Source organism: Gillisella taibaishanensis (assembly GCF_001938985.1).
In the GTDB taxonomy this organism is placed as follows: Bacteria; Pseudomonadota; Alphaproteobacteria; order Rhizobiales; family Rhizobiaceae; genus Allorhizobium; species Allorhizobium taibaishanense.
The window spans coordinates 139077-154248 of record NZ_MKIN01000023.1 but is presented as its reverse complement, the minus strand read 5'-3'; the positions used below and the strand labels follow the sequence as shown (position 1 = coordinate 154248).

The 15172-nt window shown below is 59.9% G+C and carries 10 protein-coding genes; 8 read left to right on the top strand and 2 right to left on the bottom strand.

All coding sequences use genetic code 11. From position 1 onward, the window contains the following. The first annotated feature begins 118 nt into the window (after positions 1-118). The 6 genes from BJF91_RS17535 to BJF91_RS17510 all read left to right on the top strand — a co-directional run bounded on the left by BJF91_RS17535 (position 119) and on the right by BJF91_RS17510 (position 7889). A complete protein-coding gene (locus BJF91_RS17535) occupies positions 119-3115 on the top strand; it encodes a 2-oxoglutarate dehydrogenase E1 component (RefSeq protein WP_075615830.1) in 2997 nt (998 codons plus the stop codon). A gap of 54 nt (positions 3116-3169) precedes the next feature. Continuing rightward, positions 3170-4396: a 2-oxoglutarate dehydrogenase complex dihydrolipoyllysine-residue succinyltransferase gene (gene odhB / locus BJF91_RS17530; protein ID WP_075615829.1), complete on the top strand. Its 1227-nt coding sequence runs from the start codon at positions 3170-3172 to the stop codon at positions 4394-4396. A 162-nt stretch (positions 4397-4558) separates the two neighbouring features. Beyond that, positions 4559-4972 (top strand): MAPEG family protein, encoded by a 414-nt coding sequence (locus BJF91_RS17525; protein WP_075616074.1) that lies wholly within the window; start codon positions 4559-4561, stop codon positions 4970-4972. A 77-nt stretch (positions 4973-5049) separates the two neighbouring features. Continuing rightward, positions 5050-5691, top strand: a complete 642-nt coding sequence (locus tag BJF91_RS17520) for a LysE family translocator (protein ID WP_075615828.1) — start codon at positions 5050-5052, stop codon at positions 5689-5691. A gap of 96 nt (positions 5692-5787) precedes the next feature. After that, entirely contained in the window at positions 5788-7194 is a 1407-nt protein-coding gene (lpdA, locus tag BJF91_RS17515) for a dihydrolipoyl dehydrogenase (RefSeq protein WP_075615827.1), read from the top strand. Between the two features lie 191 nt (positions 7195-7385). Then, positions 7386-7889 carry a cytochrome b gene (locus BJF91_RS17510; protein ID WP_075615826.1) on the top strand — a complete coding sequence of 168 codons (504 nt, stop codon included), beginning with the start codon at positions 7386-7388 and terminating at the stop codon, positions 7887-7889. Positions 7890-7895: 6 nt separating this feature from the next. Here the strand turns inward: BJF91_RS17510 and BJF91_RS17505 are convergent, their stop codons facing one another. Both BJF91_RS17505 and BJF91_RS17500 read right to left on the bottom strand, forming a co-directional pair. Next, positions 7896-8966 carry a TraB/GumN family protein gene (locus BJF91_RS17505; protein WP_234801660.1) on the bottom strand — a complete coding sequence of 357 codons (1071 nt, stop codon included), beginning with the start codon at positions 8964-8966 and terminating at the stop codon, positions 7896-7898. A gap of 103 nt (positions 8967-9069) precedes the next feature. After that, complete coding sequence (locus BJF91_RS17500) at positions 9070-10005, bottom strand: tyrosine recombinase XerC (protein WP_075615824.1); 936 nt, start codon at positions 10003-10005, stop codon at positions 9070-9072. A gap of 445 nt (positions 10006-10450) precedes the next feature. On the opposite strand from BJF91_RS17500, the gene BJF91_RS25360 reads away from it, so the two are divergent. Both BJF91_RS25360 and BJF91_RS17490 read left to right on the top strand, forming a co-directional pair. Further along, a complete protein-coding gene (locus BJF91_RS25360) occupies positions 10451-12787 on the top strand; it encodes a methyl-accepting chemotaxis protein (RefSeq protein ID WP_075615823.1) in 2337 nt (778 codons plus the stop codon). A gap of 108 nt (positions 12788-12895) precedes the next feature. After that, positions 12896-15112 carry a primosomal protein N' gene (locus tag BJF91_RS17490; RefSeq protein WP_075615822.1) on the top strand — a complete coding sequence of 739 codons (2217 nt, stop codon included), beginning with the start codon at positions 12896-12898 and terminating at the stop codon, positions 15110-15112. Positions 15113-15172: the final 60 nt, after the last annotated feature.

The window sequence follows — 15172 nt, the reverse complement described above, 5'->3', positions numbered from 1 at the left end:
AAAAGAGTCCAGCCGAGCACAAGCCATGGCTGGCACATATTCGACAAACCGAATATTCGGTCGGATAGTTCGGTGATGACCTCAAGTCGGGAGGCGGGCACGAGGCCCGCATAAAACCATGGCAAGGCAAGAAGCCAACGAGCAGTTTCAGATCACCTCGTTCCTGGACGGATCGAACGCGATCTATATCGAGCAGCTTTATGCGCGTTACGAGGACGATCCGGGCTCGGTATCGCCTGAGTGGCAGTCTTTCTTCAAGGCGCTGGGCGACAATCCAGCTGACGTGAAGAAGGCGGCCAAGGGAGCCTCCTGGCAGCGTTCGAACTGGCCGCTGACGCCGCGCACCGATCTGGTTTCGGCGCTCGACGGCAATTGGGGCCTGGTTGAAAAGGCCATCGAAACCAAGGTCAAGGGCAAGGCTGAAGCAACGGCTGCCGCCGTTGGCAAGCCCGTTTCGGAAGCCGAAGTGCTGCAGGCGACCCGCGACAGCGTGCGCGCCATCATGATGATCCGCGCCTATCGCATGCGTGGCCATTTGCATGCCAAGCTCGACCCGCTCGGCATTGCCAGCGCTGTGGAAGACTATAACGAATTGTCTCCGGCGTCCTACGGCTTCACCGAGGCAGATTATGGTCGCAAGATCTTCATCGATAACGTCCTGGGTCTGGAATATGCCACGATCCCTGAAATGATCGATATTCTCGAGCGCACTTATTGCACCACGCTCGGCGTCGAATTCATGCATATCTCCAATCCGGAGGAGAAGCAGTGGATTCAGGAACGCATCGAAGGTCCCGATAAGGGCGTCGATTTCACGCCGGAAGGCAAGAAGGCGATCCTCTCCAAGCTGATCGAAGCCGAGGGCTTCGAGCAGTTCATCGACGTCAAGTACAAGGGCACCAAGCGTTTCGGTCTCGACGGCGGCGAATCGCTGATCCCGGCGCTGGAGCAGATCGTCAAGCGCGGCGGTCAGGACGGACTGGAAGAAGTCGTGCTCGGCATGGCTCACCGCGGGCGCCTCAACGTGCTGACCAACGTGATGCACAAGCCGCACCGCGCCGTGTTCCACGAGTTCAAGGGCGGTTCGTTCAAGCCAGACGAAGTCGAAGGCTCTGGCGACGTGAAGTACCATCTGGGTGCGTCTTCCGACCGTGAATTCGACGGCAACAAGGTGCATCTGTCGCTGACGGCCAATCCGTCGCATCTGGAAATCGTCAACCCTGTGGTCATGGGCAAGGCCCGCGCCAAGCAGGACCAGCTCGCCAAGGTATGGGACGGCGATGTCATTCCGTTGAAGGAGCGCGCCAAGGTTCTGCCGCTGCTGATCCATGGCGATGCGGCTTTCGCTGGCCAGGGCGTCGTTGCTGAAATCCTCGGCCTGTCGGGTCTGCGCGGTCACCGCGTTGCCGGCACCATGCATTTCATTATCAACAACCAGATCGGCTTCACCACCAATCCGGCCTTCTCGCGCTCGTCGCCCTATCCGTCCGACGTGGCCAAGATGATTGAAGCGCCGATCTTCCACGTCAATGGCGACGATCCGGAAGCGGTTGTCTATGCCGCGAAGATCGCCACCGAATTCCGGATGAAGTTCTTTAAGCCTGTCGTCATCGACATGTTCTGCTATCGCCGCTTCGGTCATAACGAAGGCGATGAGCCGTCCTTCACGCAGCCGAAGATGTACAAGGAAATCCGCGCTCACAAGACGGTCGTGCAGGTCTATGCAGATCGCCTGATCGCCGAGGGTCTGCTGACCGAAGGTGACGTGGAAAAGATGCGGGCTGATTGGCGCGCCAATCTGGAGCAGGAATTCGAAGCCGGTCAGTCCTACAAGCCCAATAAGGCCGACTGGCTGGATGGTGTCTGGTCGGGTCTGCGTGCAGCCGACAATGCCGACGAACAGCGCCGCGGCAAGACCGCCGTGCCGATGAAGAACCTGAAGGAGATCGGGCGCAAGCTGTCGACCATTCCTGATGGGTTCAAGGCGCATCGCACGATCCAGCGCTTTATGGAAAACCGTGCGCAGATGATCGAAACCGGCGAAGGCATCGATTGGGCCATGGCGGAAGCTCTGGCATTCGGTTCGCTTGTGCTCGATGGCCACAAGATCCGTCTGTCCGGCCAGGATTGCGAACGCGGCACGTTTTCGCAGCGTCACTCGGTTCTCTACGATCAGGAAACTGAAGACCGATACATTCCGCTCGCCAACCTGGCGCCGAACCAGGCCCGCTACGAAGTCATCAACTCGATGCTGTCTGAAGAGGCCGTACTCGGCTTCGAATACGGCTATTCGCTGGCCCGTCCGAATGCGCTGACCCTCTGGGAAGCCCAGTTCGGCGACTTCGCCAACGGTGCCCAGGTCGTGTTCGACCAGTTCATCTCGTCTGGTGAACGCAAGTGGCTGCGTATGTCCGGTCTCGTCTGCCTGCTGCCGCATGGTTACGAAGGTCAGGGTCCGGAACATTCGTCCGCCCGTTTGGAGCGTTGGCTGCAGATGTGCGCTGAAGACAATATGCAGGTTGCAAACTGCACGACGCCGAGCAACTACTTCCACATTCTGCGCCGGCAGATGAAGCGCGACTTCCGCAAGCCGCTGATTCTGATGACGCCGAAGTCGCTGCTGCGCCACAAGCGGGCAACCTCGACGCTGGCGGAAATGGCGGGCGAAAGCTCGTTCCACCGCCTGCTCTGGGACGATGCCGAGATCATCAAGGACGGCCCGATCAAGCTGCAGAAGGACGCCAAGATCCGGCGCGTCGTCATGTGCACCGGGAAGGTCTATTACGATCTGCTGGAAGAGCGCGAAAAGCGCGGCATCGACGACGTCTACCTGCTGCGTATCGAACAGCTCTATCCGTTCCCGGCCAAGGCGCTGATCAACGAGCTCAGCCGCTTCCGCAATGCCGAGATGGTCTGGTGCCAGGAAGAGCCGAAGAACATGGGTGCATGGTCGTTCATCGACCCGTATCTGGAATGGGTTCTGGCTCATATCGACGCCAAGTATCAGCGGGTGCGCTATACCGGCCGTCCGGCGGCTGCCTCTCCGGCAACCGGCCTGATGTCCAAGCATCTCGCCCAGCTACAAGCCTTCCTGGAGGACGCGCTGGGCGGCTGATGCCGCCAGCGCTCCTTTCGCTCGAAATCCTATCGATCAACGGAATTTATCATCATGGCCACTGAAATCCGCGTCCCCACTTTGGGTGAATCCGTCAGCGAAGCCACCGTCGGCACCTGGTTCAAGAAGGTTGGCGACGTCGTGAAGGCGGACGAGCCGCTCGTCGAACTCGAAACCGACAAGGTCACCGTCGAAGTACCTTGCCCGGCATCGGGCGTGCTGACCGAAATCGTTGCCCAGAACGGCGAAACCGTCGGTCTCGGCGCTCTGCTCGGCCAGATCGCCGAAGGTGCGTCTGCTGGTGCCGCCGCGCCAGCCGCTGCCGCCGCTCCGGCTGCCCCGGCTGCTGCTGCTACCCCGGCTCCGGCTGCTGCCGCAACCTCCGGCATGCCGGCTGCTCCGGCTGCCGCCAAGATGCTGGCTGAAAACAATCTCTCCGCCGACCAGGTCGATGGTTCCGGCAAGCGTGGTCAGGTGCTGAAGGGGGACGTCATCGCTGCTGTTGCCAAGGGTGCTTCTGCGCCAGCCGCTGCTGCCGCTCCTGTTTCCGCACCGCGTCCGGTCTCGTCTGCCGACGACGCCTCGCGCGAAGAGCGCGTCAAGATGACCCGCCTGCGCCAGACCATTGCCAAGCGCCTCAAGGATGCCCAGAACACCGCCGCGATGCTGACCACTTACAATGAAGTGGACATGTCGGCAGTGATGAGCCTGCGCAACAAGTACAAGGACATTTTCGAGAAGAAGCACGGCGTCAAGCTTGGCTTCATGGGCTTCTTCACCAAGGCCGTGACCCACGCCCTCAAGGAACTGCCCGCCGTCAACGCCGAGATCGACGGTACCGACATCATCTACAAGAACTACTGCCACGTTGGCATGGCCGTCGGCACCGACAAGGGCCTCGTCGTTCCCGTCATCCGCGATGCCGACCAGATGTCGATCTCGGGCGTCGAGAAGGAACTCGGTCGTCTTGCCAAGGCTGCCCGTGACGGTTCTCTTAGCATGGCCGACATGCAGGGCGGCACCTTCACCATTACCAATGGTGGCGTGTATGGCTCGCTGATGTCCTCGCCGATCCTCAATGCGCCGCAGTCGGGCATTCTCGGCATGCACAAGATCCAGGACCGTCCGGTCGTGGTCGGCGGTCAGATCGTCATCCGTCCGATGATGTATCTGGCGCTCTCCTACGACCACCGGATCGTCGATGGCAAGGAAGCCGTGACCTTCCTGGTGCGCGTCAAGGAAAGCCTGGAAGATCCGGAGCGTCTGGTTCTCGATCTCTAATCTGCCAAATAGCGAAGCGGGTTCCATCGGAGACGCGCTCGACATTAGAGTGCTTTCAGGAAAAGTGGGAACCGGTTTTCCATCCTGAAGCACGTTAAAACAAAGAGCTAGAGGGTTTCCGTGGGTCCTTGAACACGGAAACCCTCTAAAAGGTGAATGTCGATGGAACCAACCTTTCTTGCTGCTTCGCCGTTTCTGCCCGTCATCGGGCTGAGTGTCCTTCTGCTCCTTTTCCATGTCATGCTGCAGGGCATGATCGCGACGAAGGAGCTCGGGACCGACTGGAATGCAGGTCCGCGTGACGATGGGCTTGAGCCCAAAAGTGCGCAGGCAGGCCGTGCTGCGCGGGCTTCGTCCAATTTCCGCGAGACATATCCCGGCTTCATCGCCCTGGCTTTCGGATTGATCCTGGCTGGCGATCCGCATGGTTTCGGTCTCATCGGGGCCTGGGTTTGGTTCGTGTGCCGGTTGGTTTATATTCCGCTTTATCTGGCTGGCATTCCCTATATCCGTTCGCTGGTTTGGCTCGGCTCGGTCGCAGGGATTGTGGCGATGTTCCTGGTTCTGATGTTCTGACCCGGTTAGAACGCATGCATGCCGGTTTCGTCTTCCTCGATGAAGCGCGGATCCGTTTCTGATGTCGAGGATAAGCTATGCATCCCTATCTGTTCGAACTGGCGTCCCTGATGGCGATCTTCGTTTTCGCCATCGTGTCCCCTGGCGCTGATCTTGCCATGGTGATCCGGCAGTCGCTGCTGCACGGCCGCCGCGCGGCGATCATCACCAGTTTCGGCATCGGAACCTCGCTGATGTTCCATGTGACCTATACGATCCTCGGCCTTGGCCTGATCATTTCCCAGTCGATCTACCTGTTCAACATCGTCAAATGGTGTGGTGTCGCCTACCTCATCTATATCGGCATCAAGTCTTTGCGTGCCGGACGGCAGGATCTGAACGCCGTGGCGAAAGACAGTGACGGCGAGGCGCGGCGGCAATCGGCTGCAAAATCCTTCGGTCTTGGCTTCGCCGCGAATGCGCTCAATCCGAAGCCGGTGTTTTTCTTCCTGTCGATCTTTTCGACGGTGGTCAGCCTGCACACGCCTATCGCGGTCAAATTCTCCTATGGATTGGTCATGGCGACATGCCTGATCCTCTGGTTCGTCGGCGTTAGCGTTTTCATGACCACGCCGAAGATCCGCGAAGGCTTTTCCCGGGCCAGCCAATGGATCGACCGCGTCAGCGGCGCCGTTTTCATCGTGCTTGGTCTGAAGCTGGCGACGGAAAAAGCCGGCTAATAATTGGCGGAAGGCTCGTATCTTCCGCAGATATCATCCTTGCCCTGACAGGCTTACGGCATGTCGGGCAGCATTATCGGTACAGAGGAATGAACCATGGCTTATGATCTTGTTGTAATCGGCAGCGGCCCTGGCGGCTATGTCTGCGCCATCAAGGCGGCCCAACTCGGGCTTAAGGTTGCTGTCGTCGAAAAGCGCGCCACCTATGGCGGAACCTGCCTGAATGTCGGCTGCATCCCTTCAAAGGCGCTGCTGCACGCTTCGGAAATGTTCCACCACGCTGCCCATGGTATGGCCGAACTCGGCGTTGAGGTCGGTGCGCCCAAGCTTAACCTCGAAAAGATGATGGCGCACAAGGATGCGACCGTGAAGTCCAACGTCGAGGGCGTCTCCTTCCTGTTCAAGAAGAACAAGATCGACGGCATCCAGGGCACGGGCAAGATCCTCGCCGCCGGCAAGGTCTCCGTCACCAACGACAAGGGCGAAGAGCAGGTCCTCGAGACCAAGAACATCGTCATTGCCACCGGTTCTGACGTCGCAGGCATTCCGGGCGTTGCTGTCGACATCGACGAGAAGGTCATCGTGTCCTCCACCGGTGGTATTGCGCTCGACAAGGTTCCGGGCAAGATGATCGTGGTTGGCGGCGGCGTCATCGGCCTCGAGCTCGGCTCGGTCTGGTCGCGCCTCGGTGCCAAGGTCACGGTGGTCGAATATCTCGACACCATTCTCGGCGGCATGGACGGCGAAGTCTCCAAGCAGTTCCAGCGCATGCTGGTCAAGCAGGGAATCGAGTTCAACCTCGGCGCCAAGGTCACCGGTGTAGAGAAAGCCGGCGCTGGTGCCAAGGTTACATTCGAGCCGGTCAAGGGCGGTGAAGCTCAGGTTCTGGAAGCCGATGTCGTGCTGGTCGCGACTGGCCGCAAGCCCTATACGGCCGGTCTTGGCCTGGAAGAGGCTGGCGTTGTCCTCGACAATCGCGGCCGTGTGGAAATCGACGGTCATTTCAAGACCAATGTCGACGGCATCTACGCGATCGGCGACGTGGTCAAGGGGCCGATGCTGGCGCATAAGGCTGAAGACGAGGGTGTGGCCTTGGCCGAAATCCTGTCCGGCCAGCATGGTCATGTCAATTATGACGTCATCCCCGGCGTGGTCTACACCCAGCCGGAAGTGGCCTCTGTTGGCAAGACCGAGGAAGAGCTGAAGGCCGCAGGCGTTACCTACAAGGTTGGCAAGTTCCCCTTCACCGCCAATGGCCGTGCCCGCGCCATGCAGGCTACCGACGGTTTCGTCAAGGTTCTCGCCGACAAGGAAACCGACCGCGTGCTCGGCGTGCACATCATCGGCCTCGGTGCTGGTGAGATGATCCACGAGGCAGCCGTGCTGATGGAATTCGGCGGTTCTTCGGAAGATCTTGGGCGCACCTGCCATGCGCATCCGACTATGTCGGAAGCCGTCAAGGAAGCCGCTCTCGCGACCTTCGCCAAGCCGATCCATATGTAACGGCCTGGGTTCGTCAGGAAACGCGGAAGCCGGTTTCCCTGAGGGATTCTATCGTTGCAGCCGATCCACAAAACCGGATTAGCGCGGCAGGTATTATATTTTGTAAGGTTGAAAGCCGTGGCTTGCTTAGCGAGCCACGGCTTTTATCGTTGGGCCGACATTGCGCTTAAGTTTTGATAAAAGGCAAAATCATGGCCTCGCATCCGCGTCTCTCCTATTCGGTTCCACAGCGGCTGTTACACTGGCTGATGGCGCTGCTGATTTTCTTCAATCTGATCTTCTCTGATGGTATGGAGCACTGGAACCGGCTGATGCGCCGGGGTGAGACGGTGGCGCCCGATGATGTCGCCTCCGCCAATATCCATGCCTATGTCGGCATCGCCATTTTGGTTCTCTGTCTTATCCGCTTTACCCTGCGGCTGGTTCAGGGGGCGCCTGCTGCGCCGGCGGAAGAGCCGCCCCTGCTCAAGCTTGCCGCAAAGCTGGCCCATCGTACCTTCTACGCCTTGTTCCTGCTGATGCCAGTCACCGGGATCGCCAAATATTACTTCGGCAACGAGACCCTCGGCTTCCTGCACGGCGGGCCGCTGAAACTGCTTTTGTGGGTGCTGATCGTCGTGCATGTCCTCGCCGCACTCATCCACCAGTTCTACTGGAAGACCGATGTGCTGGCGCGGATGACGCGCGGGGTTTGATGCGCTTTACGGCGCGGGGGTAACGGTAAAGCCTTTGGCCCGTAGCAGCGCCACGAGGCCGCCTTCGCCTGGAAGGTGCAGGGCGCCAACCGCCATGAACACCTTACCCTTGTCGAGATAAGGCGTGGCGCGCTCTGCCATCACCTTGTTGCGGTCGGTGATGATCCGCTTGTCGAAATCGGTATGGCCGTCCTTTTTCGCGGTTTCGGCATCCGGTGCGACCAGTTCCAGGGCCGGCATGATTTCGCCGACCTTACCCTGCAGATAGAGGTTGATCGTGGTCTCGTTGATGTCGTCGATCTTGTCGCCCAGTTCCACCGCCTCGACCATCGACTTCATATGGAACTCCATGGGAAGATCATTCATTGCGGCGAGTTGCTCCGCGTAGGTTTCGACGCCGACCACCTGCTTGCCTGCCTTTGCCGCGGTCTCGGCGATCTGCTGGTCAAGGAAGGCCTGACCTTCTGCCTTTCGTTCTTTCTCGCAGTTTGACTGCGCAAAGAAGCTCGCGAGGATCCATGGCTTCATCCTGTTCACGGCTAAAAGCGCCAGGCCGCGCTGCTTCAATCCGGCCTCGACCACCGTCTTCTGCTCTGCGGTCAATCGGCTGGTGATCGTCGTGCCGTCGGTAAACATCGATAGCTCGGGCTTGGCGAGCAATGCCGTTGCCGCCTTCTTGTCGTCGAGCACTTCGTCGGATTCGACGATAATCGTATCGGCTCCGCTCGCTGCTTCCGGCGCGCCCTTGGGCATGGCCAGAACGCGCGGATCGGTGACATGCATAGTGCCGAGCAGGAAGGACGGCGAAACGCCTGCCTTTTCGATCTTCCAGAAAATGCTATGGCCGTTTGGTACCTTGGCTGCCTCGGCCTGGAAATTCGCATAGGCTTTCGGGTCCTTCTGGCGCGCTTCCGGCAGCAGATTGCGTCCCGTGCAAGCCATGTCGTCTGCGCGGGCTGGAAGGCAGGTGAGGAGCGCGGCGACCAGCAGGGCGAGGATGACCAGGGGAACGGCCAGTGCGACGGCTATAAGGCGTTCGGTCCAGCGCGTTAGATCGGCTCTCGTCGTCATCTGCATGGTTGTCATATCCTGCTTCATCTCTTGTACCAGGGCTGGCCAGGAGAGAATGGGCCGCGCCTTAAGATTTTCTCGTGTTATGGCTCGGGTCTGAATATTCCGTTCACGCGCGCGGGTGCGCACGGTCGTAGACATCGAGCAGACGCGCCGAATCGACCCCGGTATAGACCTGCGTGGTGGAGAGGCTGGCATGGCCGAGCAATTCCTGAATGGTGCGCAGATCGCCGCCGCCGCTCAGCAGATGGGTGGCAAAGGAATGGCGCAGCGCATGCGGGGTCGCCGTATCAGGCAGGCCGAGGGCCGAGCGAAGCCGCTGCATTTCCTTCTGGATGATGCCCTGCTGCAGCTTGCCGCCTCGGGCGCCCCGAAAAAGTGGCTCGGTCGGCTCCAGATGGTAGGGGCAGAGCTTGCGATAGATTTCGACCGCTTCCCGTACGGCTGGCAGCAGCGGCACGAGCCGGGTCTTGTTGCCCTTGCCAGTGATGCGCAAGGTTGCGGTCGTTGCGGTAAAATCGGAAGGGGTCAGATTGAGCGCTTCTGAAATTCGCAGTCCGCAGCCATAGAGCAACGAGAAAACAGCGGCATCCCGGGCTGCGATCCAGGGCTCCTCATTCATCTGGGTGTCCTGGTCGATCACGGTCAGGGCCTGGTTGGGCGTTAGCGGCTTAGGCAGCGATTTCGGCTGTTTCGGCGAGCGAATGGCGCTAGCGCCGGCAGCGTTGACGAGACCCTTGCGTTCGAGATAGCGCAGCAGCGAGCGAATGCCGGCCAGATGCCGGCCAAGCGAACGCGCACCGGCGCCTTCCTTGCGACGCGAGGACAGAAAGGCGCGCAGGTCGGAGGGCTTGAGCGTCTTGATATCGGCAATGGATGGCGGGCCGCCGATATAGCCGGTCAGGAAGGTCAGGAACTGGCGGGTATCGCATTCGTAGGCGGTCAGCGTGTGCTCGGACAGCCGCCTTTGTCCGCTAAGGCTCGCCAGCCAATCCTGGCGCTGTGCCATCAGATCAGGCGCGGCGATCAACAACAGTTCCGTCACGATGAGATCCTCTGCAATACGTCTGCGGCCGATGTAGCCGCCTATGGGCTACTGCGCCCGCATGGAATGCAGCGAGCGCCAGAGTGCACCTTGCCGGAGAGCCGTTAGGGAACGGTTAACGATTGCAGCTTCGGCCCTGGCCGAGCCCGGTCGCACGGTGTTTCTCAAAACCTTTTGCTCTCGTAACACAATGCGCCGCATCATCCGCTGATGGTGTTGCATATCGGAAAATATCGTGCAGGTTGCGCATGTATAGGTAGTATTTCTGAAAACAAAAATGCTGGATTTCAGGAGGATTGCTAAAGGTCAAATCCAATATTATACTTTAGTTTCGTCTTTTGTATTTCACGGAATGCTATCGAATATTTTAATATTCAGATTGACTAATGACCCGGAGTTCAGGCCCGATTTTGGAAAGGTCTGTCGTTCGTTGGAGAAAGTCATCATGCAATTCAAGTCTATTCAAACGAAGATCGCGGTCCTCGCGGGTCTCTGCGTGCTGTCGGCTACAGCCGGGCTCGTCGGCTACGGAATCGTATCGGCTGGTCAGACCCAGCGCTTCGTCGGTGACAATGTCACCGAATTGACCGAGGCAAAAACCCGGGAAGGGTTGGCAACCCTGGCATCAACCCAGGCCGGCATTATTCGCGCTTCGCTCGACAGCGCTTTCGATACGGCCCGTAATCTCGCGCGCGGTTTCGAAGTGGCTGTTGGCGACAAGACCAGCGGTACGCCTGTCGATCTGAGGCGGGGTCAGCTCAACGGCATGCTGCTCAACCTGCTTAAGGATAATCCGCGGTTCAACGGCACCTATAGCGCATGGGAGCCGAATGCACTGGACGGAAAGGACGAGGATTATCGCAATCGCCGTGACGTTGGGTCCGATGCGACCGGACGCTTCCTGCCCTACTGGACGCGAGACGCCGCAGGCAAGATCGCGATTCAGCCACTTGTTGAATATGACAGTGCCGAACTACATCCTAATGGCGTTATGAAGGGTGGCTGGTATATCGGACCGCAAAAGGGTGGAGGCGAAAGTATTCTCGACCCCTTGCCCTATATCGTTCAGGGAAAGAACGTATTTCTCGCAACCATGTCCGTGCCTATCATGATTGACGGCAAGTTCCGAGGGGTAGCCGGCGCTGATTTTGATCTGTCTTTTGTGCAAAAGCTGGCAGAGGACGTCCGCGCTTCCATCTTCGGCGGCAAGGCGGGAGTCAAGATCGTCAGCTACAAGGGCCTGGTCGTTGCCGACAGCGAGCATCCCGACCTGATAGGGCAGCGTTTCGACAAGGCGACGCCGGCGCTCGCTAGCTATCTGCCGATGATTCAGGATGGCAAAGCCGATGTTCTCGCAGATGCCGATCAATTTCAGGCTTTTGCTCCCATCGTCATTGGCCGTACCAAAACGCCCTGGTCGGTGATTGTGTCTGTGCCGCGTCCGGTGGCCATGGCCGAGGCCGTTGGTCTTGATCAGGCTCTGACCGCGCGTGGCCACAGCGACATGCTCCTGCAGATCATCGCCGCGCTGGTCATTGCTGTCGGTGGCATTGCCGCCATGTGGTTTGTGGCGCGCAGCATTGTAAGGCCTATCCGTGCCATGACGGCCAGCATGGGTCGGCTTGCCAGCGGCGAGACCGCTATCACCATTCCCGGCGCTGGTATGGTCGATGAAATTGGTGCGATGGCTGGTGCCGTCGAAGTCTTCCGCGACAATGCGATTGCAGCGCTGAAGCTTGAACAGGAGTCGACGGCTGCGCGCCTGACCACTGAGGAAGAACGACGCCGCAATGCGGATGCGGAAAAGCGCCGCGCAGAGGCGATGGCAGAGGCCACGTCCGGCCTCGCCGATGGGCTGAAGCATCTCGCAAATGCCGATCTCACCTTCCAGTTGTTGCGGCCCTTCGCCCCTGAATTCGAAAGCCTGCGGACGGATTTCAATACCGCCATCACGCAGTTGCGCGAAGCGATGGTTGCGGTCAGCCATGCATCGCAATCGATCGACAATGGATCGCTGGAAATCAGCCGGAGTTCGGATGAGCTCTCGAAGAGGACGGAACAGCAGGCGGCATCGCTGGAAGAGACGGCTGCAGCTCTCGACGAGATCACCGCGAATGTCGGCAATTCTTCCAAACGAGCCGAGGAGGCTCGCTCCGTAGCGGTCGAGGCCAACGGCAGTGCGACGAGTTCCGGCCGTGTCGTAGCCGATGCCGTTGATGCCATGCAGCGGATCGAGCAGTCCTCCAGCCAGATCGCCAACATTATCGGCGTAATCGATGAAATCGCTTTCCAGACCAACCTCCTGGCGCTCAACGCCGGCGTCGAAGCTGCAAGGGCGGGTGAGGCCGGCAAAGGGTTTGCCGTCGTTGCGCAGGAAGTGCGGGAATTGGCGCAGCGCTCTGCCCAGGCGGCCCGGGAAATCAAGGAACTGATCCGCAATTCTACCGTAGAAGTCGAGCGTGGTGTCGAATTGGTGCGCAATACCGGTGAATCCCTGAAGACGATCGTCGACTATATCATCACCATCAACCAGCACATGGATGCGATCGCGACCTCGGCGCGGGAACAGTCGGTTGGCCTGTCCGAGGTCAATACGGCCGTCAACCAGATGGACCAGGTGACCCAGAAAAATGCGGCCATGGTCGAGGAAACCAATGCCGCAAGTGCTGCTCTCGCTTCCGAGGCCGGTGCGCTGATCGATCTCGTAAGGCGGTTCAGGCTGCAGTCCGGCCAAGCGACAGCTCAGGCCGACACACAGCCAGCCCTGCGCCGCGCCGGCTGATCTTATGATGAACCGGGCTCGTCCTCTGGGCGAGCCCGCTCTTCTGCTGTTCTCTATCTGGCAGATTTCGGTTTCATTTTGCGGCTGTCGGAGGCATGGTCCGCCGCCATGAGCATCGAATCGTCAGATCTTTTCGGATCCCCGCGCAAGCCGCCGGCCGTGCGGCGTGCTGTGCCCGTTCTCGTTCCGATGCCGGCCCCTGGTCCCTATAGCTATGCGGTGCCCGAGGACGTGACCGTTACGCCCGGATCGATCGTGCAGGTGCCGCTTGGGCCGCGCAAGGTGGTTGGTGTCGTCTGGGATGGTGAGGACGAGGGCAAGGTCGATCCGGCCAAGTTGCGCCAGATCGAAAAGCTGTTCGATTGCCCGCCGTTGGACGAGGGCATGCGCCGCTTCATCGATTGGGTCGCCGCCTATACGCTGTCACCGCCCGGGCTGGTGGCGCGCATGGCGCTCCGGGCACCGGCGGCTTTCGATCCCGAACCGATGATCGAAGGTTTGCGTTTTTGTGGTCACGAGCCGGAAAAGCTGACGCCGGCGCGGCGCAAGGTGCTTGATCTGGCCGGAGATGGCCTGTCCTGGACCAAGAGCGGTCTTGCCCATGCCGCCGGGGTGTCGACCTCTGTGATCGATGGCATGGTCCGTCTCGGCCTGTTTGAGACCGTCTTCCTGCCGCCGCCGCCGCTCGTCGCAGCTCCCGATCCTGCATATGCGTCTCATCGACTGGCCGGGCCGCAATTGGCAGCCGCCGATGTGCTGGTGGACGGCGTTCGCGAGGGTGGTTTTTCCGTCGCCCTGATCGATGGTGTCACCGGCTCCGGCAAGACGGAGGTTTATTTCGAGGCGATTGCCGAGACGCTGAGACAAGGTCGGCAGGTGTTGATCCTGCTGCCGGAAATTGCGCTTACTACGGCCTTTCTCGAACGATTCCAGGACCGGTTTGGCGCCAAGCCCGGAGAATGGCATTCGGATCTTGCCACCAAGACCCGCGAAAAGGTCTGGCGCCAGACGGCAACCGGTGACATTCGCGTTGTCGCAGGCGCGCGCTCGGCCCTGTTCCTACCCTTTGCCGATCTCGGCCTTATCATCGTCGACGAAGAGCATGATCCGGCCTTCAAGCAGGAAGACAGGGTCTTCTACAATGCCCGCGACATGGCGGTCGTCAGGGCGCGGATCGCGAAGATCCCGGCGGTGCTGGTATCGGCGACGCCATCGGTCGAAAGTCAGGTCAACAGCTATAGCGGTCGCTATAAGCGCATCCATCTGCCGACGCGCTTTGCCGATGCGGCCATGCCAGATCTGCATCTCGTAGATATGCGTCGGCATCCGCCCGAACGGGGAGGGTATTTGTCACCGCTGATGGTGCGGGCCATCGGCAAGACCGTAGAAAAGCAGCAGCAGGCCCTACTGTTTCTCAACCGGCGCGGTTATGCGCCTTTGACGTTGTGCCGGGTTTGCGGTCATCGATTCCAGTGCCCGCAATGTTCAAGCTGGCTGGTAGAACACCGGTTTCGGGGTCAGATCCAGTGCCACCAATGCGGCTATAACGAGCCGACGCCGAATGCTTGTCCCGAATGCGGCACGCTCGATCATCTCGTGGCCTGCGGTCCTGGCGTCGAGCGGATTGCGGAGGAAGTGGAGCGGCATTTTCCTGATGCGCGCACCCTGGTACTTTCCTCCGATCTCGGCGGAGTCAAGCGGCTGCGGCTGGAACTTGAGGCGATTGCCAAGGGGGAGGCCGATATCGTCATCGGCACGCAATTGGTGGCTAAGGGCCATAACTTCCCGCTGATGACCCTGGTCGGCATTATCGACGCCGATATCGGCCTTGCCAATGGCGATCCGCGCGCCGCCGAGCGAACCTTCCAGCTTCTCAGCCAGGTCACCGGCCGGGCAGGGCGCACCGGCCTGAAAAGCCACGGCCTGCTGCAGACCTACCAGCCGCAACACCCCGTGATGCAGGCGATCGTATCAGGAGATGCAGAGGCTTTCTACGAGCGGGAAATTATCGAGCGCGAACGGGCGGTATTGCCGCCCTATGGCCGCCTCGTGTCGATCATCGTTTCGGCGGATAACCGAGCCGATGCCGAAACCCATGCCCGGCAGCTGCGGCAGGCAGCCCCGGCTGAAAGCGGCATTGCCATTCTCGGTCCGGCCGAAGCGCCGATGGCGCTGATCCGCGGGCGCCACCGTTTCCGTCTGCTTGTTCACGGCCGAAAGACCAGCGACATGCAGAGGTTCGTCGCGGCCATGCTGAAAAACGGTCCCAAGGAGCGTCGTTCGATTCAGGTCCAAGTCGATGTCGATCCGCAGAGTTTCCTGTGATGCAGCGAAAGTCTGGTCCGCAACGGCGTCTTCTCCTGTTCGTCGCCCGTTTGCCGTAAG

Excerpts from the sequence above, each read along its gene's own strand:
- BJF91_RS17535 (WP_075615830.1), top strand. The coding sequence starts at position 119 with ATGGCAAGGCAAGAAGCCAACGAGCAGTTTCAGATCACCTCGTTCCTG.
- odhB (WP_075615829.1), top strand. The coding sequence starts at position 3,170 with ATGGCCACTGAAATCCGCGTCCCCACTTTGGGTGAATCCGTCAGCGAA.
- BJF91_RS17525 (WP_075616074.1), top strand. The coding sequence starts at position 4,559 with ATGGAACCAACCTTTCTTGCTGCTTCGCCGTTTCTGCCCGTCATCGGG.
- BJF91_RS17520 (WP_075615828.1), top strand. The coding sequence starts at position 5,050 with ATGCATCCCTATCTGTTCGAACTGGCGTCCCTGATGGCGATCTTCGTT.
- lpdA (WP_075615827.1), top strand. The coding sequence starts at position 5,788 with ATGGCTTATGATCTTGTTGTAATCGGCAGCGGCCCTGGCGGCTATGTC.
- BJF91_RS17510 (WP_075615826.1), top strand. The coding sequence starts at position 7,386 with ATGGCCTCGCATCCGCGTCTCTCCTATTCGGTTCCACAGCGGCTGTTA.
- BJF91_RS17505 (WP_234801660.1), bottom strand. The coding sequence starts at position 8,966 with ATGCAGATGACGACGAGAGCCGATCTAACGCGCTGGACCGAACGCCTT.
- BJF91_RS25360 (WP_075615823.1), top strand. The coding sequence starts at position 10,451 with ATGCAATTCAAGTCTATTCAAACGAAGATCGCGGTCCTCGCGGGTCTC.
- BJF91_RS17490 (WP_075615822.1), top strand. The coding sequence starts at position 12,896 with ATGAGCATCGAATCGTCAGATCTTTTCGGATCCCCGCGCAAGCCGCCG.